Source organism: Geodermatophilus sp. SYSU D00710, from assembly GCF_054050195.1.
The window spans coordinates 1-18,629 of the sequence record NZ_JBJGYX010000056.1 but is presented as its reverse complement, the minus strand read 5'-3'; the positions used below and the strand labels follow the sequence as shown (position 1 = coordinate 18,629).

The 18,629-nt window shown below is 76.3% G+C and carries 20 protein-coding genes; 13 read left to right on the top strand and 7 right to left on the bottom strand.

Annotated elements, in window-relative coordinates; translation table 11 throughout:
• Positions 1–109: 109 nt before the first annotated feature.
• Positions 110–1,045: a DUF5926 family protein gene (locus ACI78U_RS20100; protein WP_456877160.1), complete on the bottom strand. Its 936-nt coding sequence runs from the start codon at positions 1,043–1,045 to the stop codon at positions 110–112.
• A 57-nt stretch (positions 1,046–1,102) separates the two neighbouring features.
• Here ACI78U_RS20100 and ACI78U_RS20095 point away from each other — a divergent pair, with 57 nt between their 5' ends.
• From ACI78U_RS20095 to ACI78U_RS20080, 4 genes are all read left to right on the top strand, one after another.
• Entirely contained in the window at positions 1,103–2,311 is a 1,209-nt protein-coding gene (locus ACI78U_RS20095; RefSeq protein ID WP_456877159.1) for a cytochrome P450, read from the top strand.
• Positions 2,311–3,018 (top strand): DNA alkylation repair protein, encoded by a 708-nt coding sequence (locus ACI78U_RS20090; protein WP_456877158.1) that lies wholly within the window; start codon positions 2,311–2,313, stop codon positions 3,016–3,018. Before ACI78U_RS20095 ends, ACI78U_RS20090 begins: the two co-directional genes overlap by 1 nt.
• Entirely contained in the window at positions 3,015–4,259 is a 1,245-nt protein-coding gene (locus ACI78U_RS20085; protein ID WP_456877157.1) for a sigma factor-like helix-turn-helix DNA-binding protein, read from the top strand. The genes ACI78U_RS20090 and ACI78U_RS20085 overlap by 4 nt, the downstream gene beginning before the upstream one ends.
• A 91-nt stretch (positions 4,260–4,350) precedes the next feature.
• The gene (locus ACI78U_RS20080) at positions 4,351–5,967 is read left to right on the top strand and encodes a long-chain fatty acid--CoA ligase (RefSeq protein ID WP_456877156.1); all 1,617 of its coding nucleotides are present in this window, start codon (positions 4,351–4,353) and stop codon (positions 5,965–5,967) included.
• A gap of 51 nt (positions 5,968–6,018) precedes the next feature.
• Here the strand turns inward: ACI78U_RS20080 and ACI78U_RS20075 are convergent, their stop codons facing one another.
• Positions 6,019–6,348 carry a rhodanese-like domain-containing protein gene (locus ACI78U_RS20075; protein WP_456877170.1) on the bottom strand — a complete coding sequence of 110 codons (330 nt, stop codon included), beginning with the start codon at positions 6,346–6,348 and terminating at the stop codon, positions 6,019–6,021.
• A gap of 146 nt (positions 6,349–6,494) precedes the next feature.
• Between ACI78U_RS20075 and ACI78U_RS20070 the strand changes: the two genes are divergently transcribed.
• Both ACI78U_RS20070 and ACI78U_RS20065 read left to right on the top strand, forming a co-directional pair.
• Positions 6,495–7,010, top strand: a complete 516-nt coding sequence (locus ACI78U_RS20070; protein ID WP_456877155.1) for a PH domain-containing protein — start codon at positions 6,495–6,497, stop codon at positions 7,008–7,010.
• Positions 7,007–8,578, top strand: a complete 1,572-nt coding sequence (locus ACI78U_RS20065) for a PH domain-containing protein (RefSeq protein ID WP_456877154.1) — start codon at positions 7,007–7,009, stop codon at positions 8,576–8,578. The genes ACI78U_RS20070 and ACI78U_RS20065 overlap by 4 nt, the downstream gene beginning before the upstream one ends.
• 111 nt (positions 8,579–8,689) lie before the next feature.
• Here ACI78U_RS20065 and ACI78U_RS20060 read toward each other — a convergent pair whose 3' ends face one another.
• On the bottom strand, positions 8,690–9,343 hold the full coding sequence (locus tag ACI78U_RS20060; RefSeq protein ID WP_456877153.1) for a response regulator: 654 nt from the start codon (positions 9,341–9,343) through the stop codon (positions 8,690–8,692).
• Between the two features lie 94 nt (positions 9,344–9,437).
• Here ACI78U_RS20060 and ACI78U_RS20055 point away from each other — a divergent pair, with 94 nt between their 5' ends.
• The 3 genes from ACI78U_RS20055 to ACI78U_RS20045 all read left to right on the top strand — a co-directional run bounded on the left by ACI78U_RS20055 (position 9,438) and on the right by ACI78U_RS20045 (position 11,623).
• The gene (locus tag ACI78U_RS20055) at positions 9,438–10,181 is read left to right on the top strand and encodes a sensor histidine kinase (protein ID WP_456877152.1); all 744 of its coding nucleotides are present in this window, start codon (positions 9,438–9,440) and stop codon (positions 10,179–10,181) included.
• A gap of 207 nt (positions 10,182–10,388) precedes the next feature.
• On the top strand, positions 10,389–11,249 hold the full coding sequence (locus tag ACI78U_RS20050) for a manganese catalase family protein (protein WP_456877151.1): 861 nt from the start codon (positions 10,389–10,391) through the stop codon (positions 11,247–11,249).
• Between the two features lie 116 nt (positions 11,250–11,365).
• Positions 11,366–11,623, top strand: a complete 258-nt coding sequence (locus tag ACI78U_RS20045; RefSeq protein WP_456877150.1) for a hypothetical protein — start codon at positions 11,366–11,368, stop codon at positions 11,621–11,623.
• Positions 11,624–11,945: 322 nt separating this feature from the next.
• Here ACI78U_RS20045 and ACI78U_RS20040 read toward each other — a convergent pair whose 3' ends face one another.
• Both ACI78U_RS20040 and ACI78U_RS20035 read right to left on the bottom strand, forming a co-directional pair.
• Positions 11,946–13,589 (bottom strand): solute symporter family protein, encoded by a 1,644-nt coding sequence (locus tag ACI78U_RS20040; protein WP_456877149.1) that lies wholly within the window; start codon positions 13,587–13,589, stop codon positions 11,946–11,948.
• A complete protein-coding gene (locus ACI78U_RS20035; RefSeq protein ID WP_456877148.1) occupies positions 13,579–13,986 on the bottom strand; it encodes a DUF485 domain-containing protein in 408 nt (135 codons plus the stop codon). Before ACI78U_RS20035 ends, ACI78U_RS20040 begins: the two co-directional genes overlap by 11 nt.
• Positions 13,987–14,136: 150 nt before the next feature.
• Here ACI78U_RS20035 and ACI78U_RS20030 point away from each other — a divergent pair, with 150 nt between their 5' ends.
• Complete coding sequence (locus ACI78U_RS20030) at positions 14,137–14,847, top strand: hypothetical protein (protein WP_456877147.1); 711 nt, start codon at positions 14,137–14,139, stop codon at positions 14,845–14,847.
• 41 nt (positions 14,848–14,888) lie between these two features.
• Here the strand turns inward: ACI78U_RS20030 and ACI78U_RS20025 are convergent, their stop codons facing one another.
• Complete coding sequence (locus ACI78U_RS20025; RefSeq protein ID WP_456877146.1) at positions 14,889–15,452, bottom strand: MarR family winged helix-turn-helix transcriptional regulator; 564 nt, start codon at positions 15,450–15,452, stop codon at positions 14,889–14,891.
• A 98-nt stretch (positions 15,453–15,550) separates the two neighbouring features.
• Here ACI78U_RS20025 and ACI78U_RS20020 point away from each other — a divergent pair, with 98 nt between their 5' ends.
• Complete coding sequence (locus ACI78U_RS20020; protein ID WP_456877145.1) at positions 15,551–16,087, top strand: hypothetical protein; 537 nt, start codon at positions 15,551–15,553, stop codon at positions 16,085–16,087.
• A gap of 58 nt (positions 16,088–16,145) precedes the next feature.
• Positions 16,146–17,366 carry an MBL fold metallo-hydrolase gene (locus ACI78U_RS20015; RefSeq protein WP_456877144.1) on the top strand — a complete coding sequence of 407 codons (1,221 nt, stop codon included), beginning with the start codon at positions 16,146–16,148 and terminating at the stop codon, positions 17,364–17,366.
• A 6-nt stretch (positions 17,367–17,372) separates the two neighbouring features.
• Here ACI78U_RS20015 and ACI78U_RS20010 read toward each other — a convergent pair whose 3' ends face one another.
• The gene (locus ACI78U_RS20010) at positions 17,373–18,227 is read right to left on the bottom strand and encodes an Fpg/Nei family DNA glycosylase (RefSeq protein WP_456877143.1); all 855 of its coding nucleotides are present in this window, start codon (positions 18,225–18,227) and stop codon (positions 17,373–17,375) included.
• Between the two features lie 121 nt (positions 18,228–18,348).
• Here ACI78U_RS20010 and ACI78U_RS20005 point away from each other — a divergent pair, with 121 nt between their 5' ends.
• Positions 18,349–18,522 carry a hypothetical protein gene (locus ACI78U_RS20005; protein ID WP_456877142.1) on the top strand — a complete coding sequence of 58 codons (174 nt, stop codon included), beginning with the start codon at positions 18,349–18,351 and terminating at the stop codon, positions 18,520–18,522.
• The last annotated feature ends 107 nt before the right edge of the window (positions 18,523–18,629 follow it).

The following is an 18,629-nucleotide window of genomic DNA, read 5'->3' as shown; positions in this document are numbered from 1 at the left end:
CCAGAGCACGAAGGGGGACCCGACCCGGTGGTCCCGCGGACGGTCGTGCTCTGCCCACAATGCGGACCAGAGCACGACCGTGCGCGAGGACTACCCGGGCGCCGGCGGGTCAGCGCAGCGTGACCTGACGGGAGAGCAGGCCGGCGCGGGCGCGGCGCTCGTCGGCGGTCAGCGGGCCGGTCGCGGCCAGCGCCTCCTCCAGCCGGGTGCCGAACTCGGCCGCCGGGCCGTTCCAGTCCTGCGCGGGGGTGTCGGCGGGCAGGTCCCACACCGGCACGACCAGCCCGTGCGCCCGGAACGCGCCGGCGTAGCGGGTCCCCTCGCCGAGCAGGAGCTGCTCGGCCGCGGAGAGCCGGGCCAGCGCGTCGAGCAGCGGCTCCTCGGCCTCGGGCCGCACCCAGCGCAGGTGCGCCCGCTCGTTACCCGGGCGCACCCAGTACGCCGCGCCCAGGCCGTCGAGCCGCTCGGTGGGCAGCACCGCCTCGTTGGCCTGCTGCAGACCGGCCCGGGCGGCCGGACCCGCGTCGGTGCCCTCCAGCCAGAAGCCGAAGTCCTCGTGCACGGTCACCTCGAGCGGCGCGGACAGGTCGAGCAGCTCCTGCAGCCGCGGCCCGGAGGAGCCGGCGGCGCCGATGGGACCCGGGTCGACCGGCGCGCCGGCCGGTGCCTCCAGCGCGGCGGCCAGGGCCGTGCCGAGGTCGCGGCTGACGTCGTCGGAGGAGGCCGTGAGCTGGACCCCGAGCAGGATCTCGCCGCTGCTGCGCACCAGCGCCGGCGCCCCGCCGGGCAGCACGCTGGCGAGGGTGACGTCGCGACCGTCGGCGGTCCTCAGCGGCGCGGTGGCGGCGGGCACCAGCTCGCGCAGCGCCACCCAGTCCGGCTCGCCGGGCAGGCCCTCGAACGGGCGGGTCACCGGCGGCGCGTAGCCCGAGCCGTGGCAGTGCTTGTACCGGCGGCCGGACCCGCACGGGCAGGGGGCCTTGGGGTTGACCCCCTCCTCGGTGCGGGCGGGCGCGGGACGACGGCGGGTCGCGGATCGAGCCATGCGGCCCAGCGTATGTGGGGCCCGGACGGGCGCCCGTGACACCTAGGCTCGGCAGCCGTGACCAGCTCGGCGCCGCCGCTCGACCTCACCGACCCGGCCGTCGTCGCCGACCCCTACCCCGCCTTCGCCGCCGCCCGGGCCGCCGCGCCGGTGCAGCGGCACGAGGGCCTGGGGCTGTGGCTGGCGTTCACCCACGCGGAGAGCAACGCCGTCCTGCGCGACCGCCGGCTGGGCCGGATCTGGCGGGACCGCACGCCGGAGGAGCGCTTCGGCTCCTTCAACCTGATCCACCGCAACGCCCTGCTGGAGATGGAGCCGCCCGAGCACACCCGGCTGCGCCGGCTGGTCAGCGCCGCCTTCGCGCGCGGGCACGTCGAGCGGCTGCGCCCGTGGGTGCAGCAGCTGGCCGACTCCCTCGTCGACGCGCTGGTCGAGCGGTCCGGCGGCACGGCGGAGGTCGACGTCCTCGCGGGGATGGCCGAGGAGCTGCCCGTCGCCGTCATCGCCGAGCTGCTCGGCGTGCCACAGGCCGACCGGCCGCTGCTGCGGCCGTGGTCCAACGCGATCGTGAAGATGTACGAGTACGGCCGCACCGAGGCCGTCGAGGACGCCGCCGAGCGCGCCGCCGCGGAGTTCGTCGGCTACCTGCGCGGGCTCGCGGCCGAGCGCCGCCGCAGCCCCGGCGAGGACCTGCTCACCCACCTGGTCACGGTGCGCGACTCCGACGGCGACCGGCTCACCGAGGACGAACTGGTCACCACCTGCATCCTGCTGCTGAACGCCGGCCACGAGGCGACGGTCAACGTCAGCGGCAACGGGCTGCTGGCCCTGCTCGAGCACCGCGACCAGCTCGCCCGGCTGCGCGCCGACCCCGCCCTGCTGCCGACGGCGATCGAGGAACTCATGCGCTTCGACTCACCGCTGCAGCTGTTCGAGCGCACCGCGACCGAGGACGTCGAGGTCGGCGGGGTCACCGTGCGGCAGGGTGAGAAGGTCGCCGCCCTGCTCGGCGCGGCCAACCGCGACCCCGCCGTCTTCGCCGACCCCGACCGGCTCGACGTCGGCCGCACCGACAACCCGCACATCTCCTTCGGTGCGGGCGTGCACTTCTGCATCGGGGCACCGCTGGCGCGGGTGGAGCTGCAGGCCTCCTTCGGCGCGCTGCTGCGCCGCACCAGCGACCTGCAGCTCGCCCGGCCGGCGCGGCGCCGTCCCGAGTTCGTCATCCGCGGGCTGGCCGAGCTGCCCGTCGTCCTGACCCGGTAGTGGCCGCCAGCCCGGAGCCGGCCGGCACCGCGGAGGTGCTCGCCCGGCTGCGCGGGCTGGCCGACCCCGCGCGGCTGGAGGGCATGGCCCGCTATGGCATCGGCGGCGCGCACGCCCTGGGCGTCACGGTCGCCGAGCTGCGGACCCTCGCGAGGGAGCTCGGCCGCTCCCACGAGCTGGCCGCGGGGCTGTGGGACTCCGGCGTCCACGAGGCCCGCATCCTCGCGAGCCTGGTCGAGGAACCGGCGGCCGTCGACGCGCGGCAGCTCGACGCGTGGGCGGCGGGGTTCGACTCGTGGGACGTGTGCGACCAGGTCTGCCAGAACCTGGTCCGGCACACGGCGTTCGCCTGGGACCGGGCACTCGAGTGGAGCGGGCGGGCCGAACCTTTCGTCAAGCGGGCCGGCTTCGCCGTCATGGCCGGGCTCGCGGTGGCGGACAGGAGCTCGGACGACGACCGGTTCGAGCCGTTCCTGCGGGCGGTCGCCGAGCGGGCCGACGACGACCGGCCGATCGTCCGCAAGGGGGCGAGCTGGGCACTGCGGCAGATCGGCAAGCGCAGCCCCGGCCTGCACGCCCGCGCGGTCGAGACGGCGCGAGGGCTCCGGTCGGGCGGGCGCGGTGCCCGCTGGGTCGGCGCGGACGCGCTGCGCGAGCTGGAGCGGCGTCCTCCCCGGCGCGGCCACGCGGCGGAGCCGGACCGGTGACGGCACGGCGAGACGCGGCGATGGCCGGCCTGGTCGAGGACGCCGGTCCCGCGCTGCTGCGCACCGCCGTCCTGCTCACCGGGGACCGGCGGGCGGGCGAGGACCTGGTGCTGGGGGCCCTGCTCCGCGCCCGGCGCCGGTGGACGGCGGCGCAGGTGGTCGCCGACGTCCCCGACCCCCTCCCCGACGGGCGGGCCGAGGAGCTGCGGACGGCCTTGGAGGCGCTGGAGCCCCGGGTGCGGACGGCGCTGGTCCTGCGGCACGCCGACGACCTGCCCGAGGAGCAGGTGGCGCGGCTGGTGGGCGGCCCGGTCGGCACGGTGCGTGACGACCTCGCCCGCGGCCGGGCGGCGCTGGCCGCGGCCGGCGCGGACGGCGGCGCCGCGCTCACCGCCCGCCTGCACGCCCTGGCCGGCGAGCTGACCTGGCCGGACCCGACCGTGTCCCCGGACGCGGTCGCCGCCGCGTACCACCGGCAGCGGCGCGCCCGCGCGGGCGTCCTCGTCGCGGCGGCGCTGGTGGCCGGGGCGCTGGTGGCCGGGGCGCTGGTGGCCGGAGGACCGGCCGCCGTCCGGTCGCTGACGACGGCCTCCGGCGGGGCGACCGCGGCGAGCCCGGACGGGCCGGCGGCGAGCCGGGGAGCCGTCGAGGAGCTGGTCGTCGAGCCCCGCCTCGAGGCCGCCGTCGCCCGGCTCGGTGCGCCGCTGACCCTCACCTCCCCCGCCGAGTGGGACCGGTGGCTGCCCGGGGGCCGGCCCGTCGATGCGGCGCCGGAGGACGGCGACGGCTGCCCGCCGCTGGCCGAGCGGCTCACCGCGGCCCTCGGGGTGCCGATGGACCACCGGGCCGGCGAGCTCCCGCGGGGCCCGGTGGGCTGCACGTGGGGCCCGGGTCCGGTGCGACTGTCGGAGGGCGGTCCCTACGACTACGCGCAGGTGGTCGGCGTCGGCTTCGTCGCGGACCCGGACGGGACGGCGATCGACCGGCTGCGGACCGCCCTGCTCCCCGGGGACGTCGGCCGCGACGAGCCGTGCCTCGCGGCCGACGTCCCCGGCGGCGGCGCACTCATCGGCTGCACCGGCACGGGCGGGCTGTCCACGACGCCGCTGGTGCTCGCCGTCCCCGACGCGCGCGGGGCGGGGGTGTGGGTCCTGTCGGCGAGCGTGCAGCACGGAGCCGGGCGGTCGGCGGCGGAGGTGCTGGCCGTCCTGGTGGAGGCGGTGCGCACGGTCTACGGCTGACGGCGGCGCGGCGCCGCCGGGTCGGACGGTTCCGTCCGGCCGGGGACTGCCGCGTGTGGAACGTGAGCGGAGTCACTGGCACGATGCCGCCATGCGCGGGCTCATGCAGGACTTCCCTCTCACGATCGACGCGATCTTCCGCCACGTCGAGCAGCACTACGGCGACGGGACGATCGCGACCAACAGCCCCACCGGGGTCCACCGGGTGACCTACGCGGAGTGGGCCGAGCGCACCCGGCGGCTGGGTGGCGTCCTGGACACGCTCGGGATCAGCGCCGACGGCCGGGTGGGCACCTTCGGCTGGAACAGCCAGCGCCACCTGGAGCTGTACTTCGCCGCGCCGTCGACCGGCCGGGTCCTCCACACGCTCAACATCCGGCTGTTCCCCGAGCAGCTCACCTACATCGCCAACCACGCCGAGGACGAGGTCGTCTTCGTCGACCGCACGGTGCTGCCGCTGCTGTGGCCGCTGATCGACACGATGAAGACCGTCCGGCACGTGGTGGTCATGGACGACGGCGGCGACAACGAGATCCCCGACGACCCCCGGGTCGCCGACTACGAGGCGCTGCTGGCCGAGGCCTCCCCGGTCGAGTTCCACGTCACCGACGAGAACAGCGCCGCCTCGATGTGCTACACGTCGGGCACCACCGGCAACCCCAAGGGCGTCGTCTACTCGCACCGCTCGACGTGGCTGCACACCATGGGCGTGCTGCAGCCCAACGCCTTCGGCCTGAGCATCCGCGACGTCGCGATGCCGGTCGTGCCGATGTTCCACGCCAACGCCTGGGGCATCGCCCAGGCCGCCCCGGCCGCCGGCTCCTCGCTGGTCATGCCCGGCCCGATGATGCAGCCCGAGGCGCTGGCCAAGCTGATCGTCGAGGAGGGCGTCACCTTCACCGCCGGCGTCCCGACCATCTGGCAGGGCGTGCTGCCGCACCTGGCCGGCAAGCCGCACAAGCTGCGCGACATCGGCTGCGGCGGCTCGGCCGTGCCCAAGGCCCTCTCCGAGGCCTACCGTGAGCAGGTCGGACTGCCGATCCTGCAGGCCTGGGGCATGACCGAGACCCACCCGGTCGCCTCCTCGGGCATCCTGCCGCCCCGCTTCGACGACCTCGACGACGCGGCCAAGGCCGACCAGCGCGCCCGCGCCGGCATCCCGTTCCTCGGCGTGGAGGCCCGCATCGTCGACGCCGACTCGCTGGAGCCCCAGCCGTGGGACGACAAGGCCACCGGCGAGCTGCAGGTCCGCGGCCCGTGGTGCGCGCAGGACTACTACAACCCCGACGCCGGCGTCGTCCTGACCACCGACGACGGCTGGATGCGCACCGGTGACGTGGCGGCGATGGACGCGTTCGGATCGATCCGGATCGCCGACCGCACCAAGGACCTCATCAAGTCCGGCGGCGAGTGGATCAGCTCGGTCGACCTCGAGAACGCGATCATGAGCCACCCGAAGGTGAAGGAGGCCGCCGTCGTCGGCATCCCGCACCCCAAGTGGGACGAGCGGCCGCTGGCCTGTGTCGTGCTCAAGGAGGGCGAGACCGCCACCGAGCAGGAGATCCTCGACCACCTCCGGCCGCAGGTGGCCAAGTGGTGGATGCCCGACGCCGTCGAGTTCATCGACGAGGTGCCCAAGACCAGCGTCGGCAAGTTCTCCAAGAAGGACCTGCGCTCCCGCTTCGCCGACCACCCCGTCTCGGGCTGAGGTCCGCAGCGCCCGGTCCGTGCCCGTCCGCGGGCCGGGCGCGGACCGGGGTCAGCGCACGAAGGCCGGCCCGCCGGTCTCGCTCACCATCGGGCGGCCGGCCGCCTCCCACCCGCCCATGCCGTCACCGACGTTCACCGCGTCGTAGCCGTTGTGGTTCAGCCAGGCCGCCACCCGCGCCGAGCGGCCGCCGCTGCGGCAGACGACGTAGAGCGGGTCGGCGTCGGGGACCTCGCCGAGCCGCGCGGGGACCTCGCCCATCGGGATGTGCGTGGCGCCCTCGGCGTGGCCGGCGATCCACTCGCCGTCCTCGCGGACGTCGAGCAGCACGGCGTCCTCGGGGACCTCGGCGGCGGACACGGTCGGGACCTGCTGCGGCATCACGCCGCCCATGGTCCCAGGCCCGGCGGGTGCGGGCCGGACTGCGCGGGGGCCGGCCCCGACGGGCACGCGTCCCCGGTCCGCCGCCGCGCACGGCACCCGGCGCGCGGACCGCGCTCCCCGCGGGGGCTGGGAGGATGGGGGCGATGTCCGCTCCTCCCGCGCCCCCGGTCCACGAGCCGGCCTGGTCGCTGTCGCGCTCGGCGATCTGGCTCTGGGTGACCGAGGGCGTGATCGGCACCCTCGTCTACGGCGTGCTGGTGGGCCTCGGGGTGCTCCTGGTGCCCGCGTCGGCGGGCGGCCCGGTGCCGGTGCTGCGCTGGCTGCTGCCGCTGCTGGTCGCCGTGTACGCCGTCGTGGCGATCGGCATCCGCCCGTGGATCCGGTACCGCGTGCACCGGTGGGAGGTCACCGCGGAGACCGTGCACACCCTCACCGGCTGGCTGACCCGCACCTGGACGCTGGTGCCGGTCGCCCGGATCCAGACCGTCGACGTCACCCGGGGTGTCCTGCAGCAGCTCTACGGCCTGGCCAGCGTCGCGGTGCTCACCGCCTCCTCGCAGGGCACCGTGCGGGTGCCGCACCTGGAGGTCGCCGTGGCCGAGCGGGTCGCCGAGGACCTCGCCCGCCGGGCCGAGCAGGTGCGGGACGAGGCGACGTGAGCGAGCCCGCGCCACCGCCGCCGTTCCCGCAGCAGTTCCCGGCACCGTTCCCGGCCCGGCTCCCACCGCCGGTGCCGCCCGGGGACGCCGCGGCCGCCGCGGCCCGCCGCACCTCGCCCCTCGTGGTCCTGGTGCACACGGTCACCTTCAAGCAGGCCCGGCAGGTGGTGCCGGCGGCGATCCCCGTCGTGGCCGCGGTCGGCATCGACGGCCCGGGCGTCGTCGCCGCGCTGGTCGTGGTCGTGACGGCGCTGTCGCTGCTGTTCGCGGCGTTGACCTGGTGGCGCACGACCTACGCCGACACCCCGTCGGCGGTGGTCGTCACCCGCGGCCTGCTGGCCCGGTCGGTGCGCACGGTGCCCAACGACCGCATCCGCGGGGTCGAGGTCGAGGCGCCGGTGCTGCACCGGTTGTTCGGGCTCGTGCGGGTCCGCATCGACGCCGCGGCGGGGACGGCGACCGGCGGCGACGAGGAGGTCGTCGTCGACGGCGTCCCGCGGGCCGAGGGCGACCGGCTGCGCGTCTCCGTGCTCACCCACCGCCGCGCGGCCCGGCCGGCGCCGGCGGACGTCGATCCCTCGGCACCGCCGGTGGAGCCCGCGGAGGAGGAGCTGGCCCGCTTCGACCCGCGGTGGCTGCTGTACGCGCCCCTGGTCGCCAGCTATCTCGCGGTGCCGCTGGCCGCGGTCGGCGCGCTCTCGCGGCTGCTGCAGGAACTGCCCCGGGACCTGCGGCCCGACCTCGACGGCCCCGACCTCAGCGACGTGCGCATCCTCGTCGTCGTCGTCGCCGTCGGCCTGGTGCTGCTGGCCGTCGGCGCGGTGCTCGGGGCGGCGGTGGTCAACTGGGGCTTCCGGCTGGTGCGCCGCGGCGGGTCGCTGAGCGCCGTCCGCGGGCTGGTCACCCGCCGGCACACCGAGCTCGAGGTCGACCGGATCCGCGGCGGCACGCTCGCCGAGGGGCTGGGCATGCGGGCGGTGCGGGCCGCCCGGGTCAACGCCCTCGTCACCGGGCTGGGCGCGGCCAGCCGGCGCGGGCAGCTGTTCCCGCTCGGGCCGCGGGCGGAGGCCGTCCGGCTGCTGGGCCTGCTGGTCGACGACCCCGGGCCGCTGGCCGCCCACCCACCGGCGGCGCGGCGCCGCGCCGTGGTGCGGGCGGTGGTCACGGGGCTCGCCGTCGCCGCGGCCGGCGCGTGGCTGCAGGCGGCCACCGGGTTCTGGGGCCTGCTCGCCGTCGGGGGCGTCCTCACCGTGCTCGGCGTGCCGCTGGGTCTGGGCCGCTACGCCGCGCTCGGGCACACGGCCGGCCCGCGGTCGTTCAGCGTGCGCAGCGGGCTGCTGGTGCGCGAGCAGGCGGTGCTGCAGCGGCGGGCCGTCGTCGGCTGGCAGGTGCGCCAGACGTGGTTCCAGCGCCGGGCCGGCCTGGCCACCGTCGTGGCCTGCGTGGGCGCGGGCACCGGCGGCTACGCGGCGGTCGACATGGCCGCCGCCGACGTCGCGGCGTTCACCGCCGCGGCCTCCGGGCCCTGGGCCACCGCGCCCGGTCCCCGGGACCGCCCCGCCGGCTGACCCTGTCGCGTCGCTGGCCCGACGGGGCCAGTTCACCGGAACCGGCGCGTGTCGATCATCCCGTCGGGTAGCCGGGGCGCGATGACGACCGCGCCGCGGCACGTCCGCCGCTCAGCCCGGCCCGCCGGTCCCCGTGCCGAGACCGACGCGGCCGGCCAGTGCCGCGGCCTCGACCCGGGTGGCCACCCCGAGGCTGCGCAGCAGCGCGGCGACCAGCCGCTTGGCGGTCCGCTCGGACACGTGCAGCGTGGTGGCGATGTCGACGGTGCTGGTGCCCTCGGCCACCAGCCGCCACAGCCGCCGCTCGTCGCTGGTCAGCCGGTCGGCGACGCCCTGCTCCCCGGTCGGCGCGGCGTCGTCGAGCAGCTGGCGCAGCAGTGCCTCGGGGACGACGGACCAGCCGTCGAGGACCGCCAGCAGCGGCCGGACCAGGTGCTCGGGGTCGGCGGTCTTGGGCAGGAACCCGGCCGCGCCCGCGCGCAGCGCCTCCAGGGCGGCGTCGGCCTCGGCCAGCCCGGACAGCGCCACGACCCGCACCACCGGGTCGGCGCGGCGGATCGCGGCGATCGCCCGCACGCCCCCGGGCGGTGGCATGTGCAGGTCGACGACGGCCACGTCGGCGTGGTGCCGGCGGACCATCGCCGCGGCCGCGGAGGCGTCGTCGGTGGTGGCCACGACGCGGACCCGGCCATCGCTGACCCCGGGCAGCAGCAACGACAGCCCCCGGCTGAACAACGGGTGGTCGTCGACGACCACCACGTCCACGTGCTCCTGACGCTCAGTCCCGGCGTCGGTCCCCACGACCCTCCCCACCCGGCCCGTCGCTCGGCGCGCCGGCCGAACGCACCCGGAGGTGCCCGTGACCCTGGCTCCCGACACCCCCCGTACCGCCCGGACCGGTTCCCCCTGGCTGCTCACCGACCTGGCCCGGGTGGTGCGCGACCACGTCGTCCGCGCCGCCCGGGGGGCACGTCCCGAGTCGGAGCCGCCGCCCACACCCGAGGGTGCCCTGCTCGCGGCCATGTGTCACGACATGCGCAGCCCGCTGGCCTCGCTCGAGGCGCTGCTCGGCACGCTCGACCGCACCGCCGACGGCCGCGAGGTGCTGGCGCTGGCCCGCGCCCAGACCGCGCACCTGTCGTCGATGCTGCGCACCGCCGACGCCAGCGCCGGGGCGACGCGGCGCGCCGCGGGCGGCCGGCTGCTCGGCGACGTCGTCCGCGCGTCCGTCGCGGCCTCCGGCCTCCCCGCCGGGCAGCTGACCCTGGCCCTGCACGACCGGGCCTGCGGGGTGGGGGTGGCCGACGCGCGGGTGCAGCGGATCCTCACCAACCTGCTGGAGAACGCCCACCGGCACGGCGACGGCGCGGCGGTGCTGCTCTGCGTGACCTGCCGGGGCGGCTGGGTCCTCCTGGCGCTGACCCAGGACGTCGCCCGTCCCGACCGGGTCGTGCAGTACCTGCGCCCGGGCACCCCGCCGGTCGACCTCACCGGGCTGGGGCTGTGGTCGGTGCAGCGACACGCCCGCGACCTCGGAGGGCGGGTGACCTGGGCGGTCACCGAGGTCGGGCTGACCCTCCGCGTGGAGCTCCCCGACCGCTGACGGAGGACCCCCTGCCCCCCACCACTCGCAGGCTCGTGGCGGGGCCCTGCAGGGGACCGGACCACGTGGCCGGCGGGCCGACGAACGGAATGGCACCGAGGGGCCAGGGGACGGCACCGGTGGGCCACCGCCCGCGGGCAGGTCCGGGGTGTCACCGCAGCCGCGGTGTCGCGACGACGCAGCCATGCCCGACGTGAGGGAGAGCCCGTGTTCACGCACACCCACGCCCTGCAGTACGAGGCCAAGCCCGACGGTCCGGACCCGGACTTCGCCCGCAAGATGCAGGAGATCCTCGGCGGTCAGTGGGGCGAGATGACCGTCGCCACCCAGTACCTGCTGCAGGGCTGGAACTGCCGGCTGCCCGGCAAGTACAAGGACATGCTCCTCTCGATCGGCACCGAGGAGCTGGCCCACGTCGAGATGATCATCACGATGATCGACCGGCTGCTCGACCACGCGCCGCTCAAGCCGGACTCGGCCGACCGCACCAAGGAGGCCGCCGCCGGCTACGGGCAGCACAACCCGCAGCACCTCATCCAGAACGGCCAGGCGGCGTCGTACATGGACAGCATGGGCAACCCGTGGACCGGCGCCTACGTGACCGCCAGCGGCAACCTCATGGCGGACTTCTACTACAACGCCACCGCCGAGATGCAGGGCCGGCTGCAGGTGGCCCGGCTCTACAACATGACCGACGACCCGGGCGTGAAGGACCTGCTGCGCTTCCTCATCACCCGCGACCACATGCACCAGCAGCAGTGGCTGGCCGCCGTCGAGCAGCTCAAGGAGGACGGCCTCGAGGGGCTGCCCGTGCCCGAGGCCTTCCCGCTGGACGAGGAGGTCGGCGACCTGGGCTACACCTTCATCCAGGCCTCCGACGGGCCCGAGGCCGCCAACGGCCGGTGGGCCTCCGGACCCTCGATCGACGGCCGGAGCACCTTCCGCGCCGCGGCCATCGAGGCCACCGCCGACGGCCCGACGCTTCCCCCGGGCGACCCGCGGCTCTACAGCACGCCGCAGACCGAGGCGCACACGATGCTGCAGAAGGCCAAGGACCTCCTGAAGTGACGTCCTGACGTCGAACCACCGCGCCGTCGCCGTGCCGGTGGCCGGGCCGTCCCGCGGTCCGGCCGCCGGCCCGGCGGGCGCACGCCGATGACCCGGCACCCCTCACGGAGGCCCCCGTGCACCTGCCCACCCCCGCCGTCGTGCTGACGGCGGTCTACGCCGCGGCGCTCGCCGTCGCCGTCGCCGGCGCCCTCGCCGGCTCGGCCCGCGAGGCGCTCGCCGGCCTGGTCGTCCTCACCGCCCTCGCCGCCCGCTGGGCGGTGCGCCGCTCGCGCCGTGCGGTCCCCTCGACCGGGGCCGCCGTCGCGACGGTCGACGCCGCCCTGCCCGACGCACCGCTGGCCGACCCGGTACCCGCCGTCCGCGCCGCCTGATCCCCGTCCCCGGGGCGATGATCAGGTGACCTGATCGTCGGGCGTCCTCCCTCACCGCGCACCGTGAGGGAGGACGCCCCCCCCCCCCCCCCCCCCCCCCCCCCCCCCCCCCCCCCCCCCCCCCCCCCCCCCCCCCCCCCCCCCCCCCCCCCCCCCCCCCCCCCCCCCCCCCCCCCCCCGGCGAGGGAGGACGCCCGGAGGTGAGGGAGGACGCCGCGCCGGGCCGGAACGCGCGAGGCGCGCGCCCCCCGCAGGGGACGCGCGCCTCGACACGTGAGGTGCTGGAACGGCCCCGTGCCGAACCCGGCACGGGGGCCCTTCCTCAGTGCTGGACGGCCTTCTCCGCCCCGATCCCGGTGAGCGAGCGGACCTCGAGCTCGGCGTTCTTGTCGAGGTCGGGCTTCTCCTTGGACAGCACCGTGCCCAGCCAGCCGAGGAAGAACGACAGCGGGATGGACACGATGCCCGGGTTGTTCAGCGGGAACCAGGAGAAGTCGGCGTCCTGGAGCAGCGACGGCGACAGCCCCGTGGCCGGGTTGACCGGCGCTCCCGAGACCACCGGGGAGAAGATGATCAGCACGATGCAGGTGATCAGCCCGCCGTACATCGACCACAGCGCGCCCTGGGTGGTGAACCGCTTCCAGAAGAGCGTGTAGAGGATCGTCGGCAGGTTCGCCGAGGCGGCCACCGCGAACGCCAGCGCCACGAGGAAGGCGATGTTCAGCCCGGCCTGCAGCGCCAGGATGCCCAGGCCGATCGAGATCGCCCCGATGACGACGGCGGTGATGCGGGCGACCCGCACCTCGCCGTTGGGCGGCACGTTGCCCTTCTTGATCACCGACGCGTAGACGTCGTGGGCGAAGGACGCCGACGCGGTGATGGTCAGGCCCGCGACCACGGCGAGGATCGTCGCGAACGCGACGCCGGCGATGATGCCGAGCAGGATCGTCCCGCCCAACTCGAAGGCCAGCAGCGGTGCCGCGGAGTTGACCGCACCGGGCGCGCCGAGGATCCGCTCCGGGCCGACCAGCGCGCCGGCGCCGTAGCCGATGACCAGGCTGAACAGGTAGAAGACGCCGATCAGCCAGATGGCCCAGACCACCGAGCGGCGGGCGTCCTTCGCCGTCGGCACGGTGTAGAAGCGCATCAGCACGTGCGGCAGGCCCGCCGTCCCGAGGACCAGGGCCAGGCCGAGGGAGACGAAGTCCAGCTTCGAGGTGTTGGTGGCGCCGTACTGGGCCCCCGGGGCGAGGACGTCGCGGCCCTCCACGGCGTTGGCCTGGGCCCCCCCGAGCAGCTCGGACACGTTGAACCCGAACTCCGCCAGCACCCACAGCGTCATCACCAGCGCGCCGGCGATGAGGAGCGAGGCCTTGATGATCTGCACCCAGGTGGTGCCGCGCATGCCGCCGACCAGCACGTAGATGATCATCAGCGCGCCGACCAGGACGACCACCAGGGCCTGCGCGGCCTCACCGGTCACCCCGAGCAGCAGGGTGACCAGCCCGCCGGCCCCTGCCATCTGCGCCAGCAGGTAGAACAGCGACACGGCCAGCGTCGAGATCGCCGCCGCGGTGCGAACCGGCCCCTGCCGCATCCGGAAGGCCAGGACGTCGGCCATGGTGAACCGCGCGGTGTTGCGCATGAGCTCGGCGACCAGCAGCAGCGCCACCAGCCAGGCGACGAGGAAGCCGATCGAGTACAGGAAGCCGTCGTAGCCGTAGACGGCGATGGCGCCCGCGATGCCGAGGAACGACGCCGCCGACAGGTAGTCGCCCGCGATGGCCAGGCCGTTCTGGGTGCCGCTGATGTTGCGGCCGGCGGCGTAGTAGTCGGCGGCGCTCTTGTTGTTCCGGCTGGCGCGGAAGGTGATGACCAGCGTGACGAGCACGAACGCGCCGAAGATCGTGATGTTGACGGCCGGGCTGCCGATCGTGGCGTCGGCGGCGAGCAGCTCAACGGACACGCCGGGCCCCCTTCGACAGGTCGGCGCCGCCCGCGGCCGTGTGCGCGCCGCCCCCGGCGTACTCGTGGTGCTCGAGCCGCTCACGCATCTCGTCGGCGATCGGGTCGGTGCGCCGGTTGGCGTGCACGACGTAGAGGTGCGTGATCACGAACGTCGAGACGAACTGCCCCAGCCCGAGCAGCAGCCCGATGTTGATGTTGCCGACGACCCGGGTGTCCATGAAGTCCGGCGCGTAGGTCGACAGCAGCACGTAGAGCAGGTACCAGGCCAGGAAGGCCACCGTCATCGGGAACGCGAAGCGACGGAAGCGCCGGCGCAGCTCGGTGAACTCCGGCGAGTCCTGCGCCTGCCGGTACTCCTCAGGCGTCAGCAACCGCCGTTCGGCGGGATCGGTCACGGGTGGCCCCCTCGTAGCGGACGTCGTCGATCTGTGACGGCGCTCACCCTAAGTGGTGGGCGGTCGGGTCGCGAACGACCGCCGCGGAGCCGTGACCTGAGCTTCTGCGGTCCGTAACGCCGCGGGAACCGGAGGGCGGTGCGATGGGGCATGACCGCAGCGGGGTCCACGGCGACCACACCCCCGACGGCCCGCTCCCCGGTGTCCGGCGTCCCCGACCCCGTGCTGGAGCACGCCTGGCACCCGGTCGCCCTCTCGCGCGACCTGCGGCCGGGCGGCTGGCTGCAGGTGCGCCTCCTGGGACGGACCTGGCGGCTGCACCGCGGCGCCGGCGGTCTGGCGACCGACCCGCCGGCGTGGGGGGTGCGGGAGCGGCTCGGCGTCGTCTGGCTGGCGCCCGCGCGTCCGCGGGACGTCCCGCCGGAGCTGCCCGGGCACGCGGACCGGCGGTTCGTCCGCCGCTGGCTGCCGCCCGCCCGGTCGGCGGGTCCGGCCGGTCCGCTGGCCGACACGCTGCTCGACCTGGCGCGCTCCCCCTCCGGGCACGCGGCGGCCTCCGTCCTCCGGGCACCGTTCCCGGTGCGGCTGCGGCTGGACCTGCCCGCCACCGGAGCGGCGCGGACGGTGCTCCACCTGCTGCACCCCGAGGACGCCGACTCCACCCGCGTCTACACCTGCCTGTTCCTGGCCGCCGGGCACGGCCGCCCGCTGCCCGGGCCGGACGACGTCGCCGCGGAGGTCGCCCTCCAGGAGCGGGTGCTCGCCGAGGCCCTCGCCCGCCACGCGCGACCGGCCGCCTACGCCTCCGGGCGGTGCCCGCACACCTCACCGGGCGGTGCCCGACCCCACGCTGCAGGGTGAGGTCGGGCACCGCGCGCCGCGGCCCGGTCGTGGACCCGCCCCTACGCGGCGGGCAGCTCCTCGCCGCACGCGGCGCAGACGGTCGGCGGGTCCTCGTCGGCCACCCGGCCGCACGCCGGGCACACCCGGTGCAGCCAGCACGCGGGGTCCCCGCCCTCGTCCGCGCCGCGGTCCACGGCGACCGGCCGGGGACCGGCGCCGACCGCCGCGGTGAACGTGGCGAGCGCGTCCAGCACGCCGGCGCGGCGCTCCTCCGGCACCGCGGCCAGGGCGGCCCGCAGCTCGGTCAGCCGCAGCCGGTCGTAGCGGTCGAGCAGCTCCTCGCCGGCCGGGGTGAGCCGCAGGCTGACCGCGCGCCGGCTGGCCGGTGAGGGCCGGCGGTCGACGAGCCCGGCGGTGACCAGCCGGTCCACCAGCCGGCTGGTGGTGGAGACGCCGGCGCCGACGCCCCGGGCCAGCTCGGCGAGCGGGACGTCGGGGCACCGGCGCAGGACGGTGAGCGCCCGCAGCTGGACCACCGAGACCGGTCCGAGCGCCGACGCCGCCCGGGTGGAGATCCCCACGACGGCCCGTGCCAGGTCGAGCAGGACCTCGTCCCCGTCCACGACCCCTCCCAGAGTGTTGCAGTACGGCAACAGTTGGCCTGGCGCACCGGTGGTCGGGTAACCGTACGGCACGGGATCCCGAGACGAGGAGGACGAGCATGCCCCGCACCGCGATCGCGGTCCCCGCCGCGCTGGTCCTGGCGCTGTGTGCCTGCAGCGCCGAGGAGCCGCTGTCGGTCCCCGGACCCGAGGTGTCCGGAGGCGCGATCGGCCCGGACGCCGCCGTGACCGGTGACCTGTCGGTCCTGCAGGTCCAGGTCGAGTACCCGCTCGACGGGGTGTACGAGGAGGGCGAGGACGCCCGGCTCTTCCTCGGCATCGCCAACAGCGGCGGCACCGCCGACACGCTGGTCGACGTCCGGGGCGAGGCCTTCGCCGACGCGATGGACGACGACGGCGGCGACATCGAGGTCCCCGTCCCGGCCGACGACAACGTCTACGTCGGTGCCGAGGGCGCGCCGACGATCACGCTCGTGGACCTCGAGCGGTCGCTGCGGTCGTCGCAGTCGGTCCCGGTCACGTTCGTGTTCGAGCGGGCCGGCGAGGTCTCGGTGGACGCGATGGTCGCCGCCGAGGGCCAGACGCCCGCCCCGCCGTTCGACGTCCCCGACCCCGCCGACGACGTCAGTCCGTGACGACGGCCTCCCCCCGCCGTCCGGCCACCGCGCCGCGGCGGCTGGGATGCTGGAGGGCGTGCCGTCCCTCTCCGGTGACCGCGGCCGAGCCCGTCGCCGCCTCGCCCTGACCGCCGCGACCCTCGCCGTGCCCGCCGGCTTCCTCGGGCGCGCCCTGTGGGGCCTGCCGACGGCGATCGGTGCCGGACGGCGGGAGATCCGCCCCACCGTCGCCGGCTCCCCGCAGTGGTCGGAGGGCAGGTTCCACAACACCCTCCCGACGCCGGCGCTGCCACCGCCCAACGCCCGCCGCGGGCTGCTGCGGCAGTGGCACGACGACCGGCACGTCGGCCTGCCCGGCGGTCCGGTGCCGCTGGCCCGCCCGGAGATCCCCGCGGAGGCCGGCGACCTCGCCGTGACCTGGTTCGGGCACTCCAGCGCGCTGCTCGAGGTCGACGGCGCCCGGGTGCTCGTCGACCCGGTGTGGGCGTTCCGCGTGTCGCCGTCGCCGGTGTTCGGCCCGACCCGGCTGCACGAGCCGCCGGTGCCGCTGGAGTCGCTGCCGCGGGTCGACGCGGTGCTCGTCTCGCACGACCACTACGACCACCTCGACCTGCCCACCGTGCGGGCGCTGGTCGAGCAGCAGGACGCGCCCTTCGTCGTGCCGCTGGGCGTGGGCGTGCACCTGCGGCACTGGGGCGTGCCCGCCGAGCGGGTCGTCGAGCTGGACTGGGACGGGTCCGCCACGGTCGGCGACCTGACCATCACCTGCACCGAGGCGCGGCACTTCTCCGGCCGCTACCTCACCCGGGACACCACGCTGTGGTCGTCGTGGGTGGTGGCCGGGCCCCGGCACCGGGTCTTCTTCGGCGGGGACACCGGCTACACGCCCGCGTTCGCCGGCATCGGCGCCCGGCTGGGCCCGTTCGACCTGACGCTGCTGCCGATCGGCGCGTACAACCAGGCGTGGGCGCACGTGCACATGGACCCCGAGGAGGCGGTGCGCGCGCACGGCGACCTGGGCGGGCAGGTGCTGCTGCCGGTGCACTGGGCGACGTTCAACCTGGCCTTCCACCGCTGGGCCGAGCCGGTCGAGCGGCTGCTCGCCGCGGCCGCCCGCTCGGACGTGCAGGTCCTCGTCCCGCGGCCGGGACAGCGGGTCGACGTGCTGGCGCCGCCGCCGCTGGAGGACTGGTGGACCGCCGTCGGCTCGGCCGAGCCCGGCTCCGTGGACGACGGCGGCGCGGGCAGCGCGACGATCGCCCGGCTGGCGGCCTGGCGGGCCTCGCGCGCGGGCTGAGGCCGGTCAGCGCAGCAGCTTCGACATCCGCCGGTCGGCCAGCGGCTTGCCGCCGGTCTGGCAGGTCGGGCAGTACTGCAGCGAGGTGTCGGCGAAGCTGACCTCGCGCACGGTGTCACCGCACACCGGGCAGGGCAGGCCGGTGCGGGCGTGCACCCGCAGCCCGGAGCGCTTCTCGCCCTTGAGCGTGGCCGCCGCCTGCCCGACCTGGCGTTCCAGGGCGTCGGTCAGCGTCGCGCGGACGGCGTCGTACAGGCGCACCACCTCGTCGTCGCCGAGCCTGTCGGCCATCTTGAACGGCGACAGCCGCGCCGCGTGCAGGATCTCGTCGGAGTAGGCGTTGCCGATCCCGGCCAGCAGCGCCTGGTCGGTGAGCGCCCCCTTGAGCTGACCGGAGCGGCCGCCCAGCAGCCGGGCGAAGGTGTCGCGGTCGACCTCGAGCGCGTCGGGGCCGAGCCGGGCGACGCCGGGCACCTCGGCCGGCGACCGGACGACGTACACGGCCAGGCCCTTGCGGGTGCCCTGCTCGGTGAGGTCGAAGCCGTTGCCGTCATCGAGGTGGACCCGCAGGGCGAGCGGCCCCTTGCCGGGCTTCGGGGGCGCGGCGGGCAGGCCGGTGCGCCAGTGCAGCCACCCGGCGCGGGCCAGGTGCACCACCAGGTGCAGGCCGGAGACGTCGAGGTCGAGGAACTTGCCGTGCCGCGCGGCGCCGGTGACCTCCAGGCCGGCCAGCGCCGACAGCGGCGGGTCGAACGTCTTGAGCGCCTGCAGCGCGGTCAGGTCGGTGCGCGCGACCACCCGGCCGACGGCGTTCTCGCGGAGGAACGCCGCCAGCGCCTCCACCTCGGGCAACTCGGGCACCCGGCCATGATCCCCGCCGCACCCGCCTCCCGTCGTCCCCCATCGTGTGCACTTCCGCGGAGGTGCACACCGCTGCACACCTCCGTAGCGTCCGGGTCAGGCGGCGGAGGGAGGCCCGGACGTGACCGAGAGCGGGCAGGGACGGCCGCCGGTGGACGAGACCCGTCCGTCGGCGCAGGAGCAGGACCGGGACGGCGGACCGTCGGTCCCGGCCGACACCGGGGCGGGCATCGGGCTCGGCGAGGCCGACACCTTCGAGCCGGAGGAGTCGCGACCGGAGGAGGACGCGGAGTAGACCCCCGAGGTGGGGGGGGGGGGGGGGGGGGGGGGGGGGGGGGGGGGGGGGGGGGGGGGGGGGGGGGGGGGGGGGGGGGGGGGGGGGGGGGGGGGGGGGGGGGGGGG

Excerpts from the sequence above, each read along its gene's own strand:
- ACI78U_RS20080 (WP_456877156.1), top strand. The coding sequence starts at position 4,351 with ATGCGCGGGCTCATGCAGGACTTCCCTCTCACGATCGACGCGATCTTC.
- ACI78U_RS20030 (WP_456877147.1), top strand. The coding sequence starts at position 14,137 with ATGACCGCAGCGGGGTCCACGGCGACCACACCCCCGACGGCCCGCTCC.
- ACI78U_RS20075 (WP_456877170.1), bottom strand. The coding sequence starts at position 6,348 with ATGCCGCAGCAGGTCCCGACCGTGTCCGCCGCCGAGGTCCCCGAGGAC.
- ACI78U_RS20020 (WP_456877145.1), top strand. The coding sequence starts at position 15,551 with ATGCCCCGCACCGCGATCGCGGTCCCCGCCGCGCTGGTCCTGGCGCTG.
- ACI78U_RS20070 (WP_456877155.1), top strand. The coding sequence starts at position 6,495 with ATGTCCGCTCCTCCCGCGCCCCCGGTCCACGAGCCGGCCTGGTCGCTG.
- ACI78U_RS20100 (WP_456877160.1), bottom strand. The coding sequence starts at position 1,045 with ATGGCTCGATCCGCGACCCGCCGTCGTCCCGCGCCCGCCCGCACCGAG.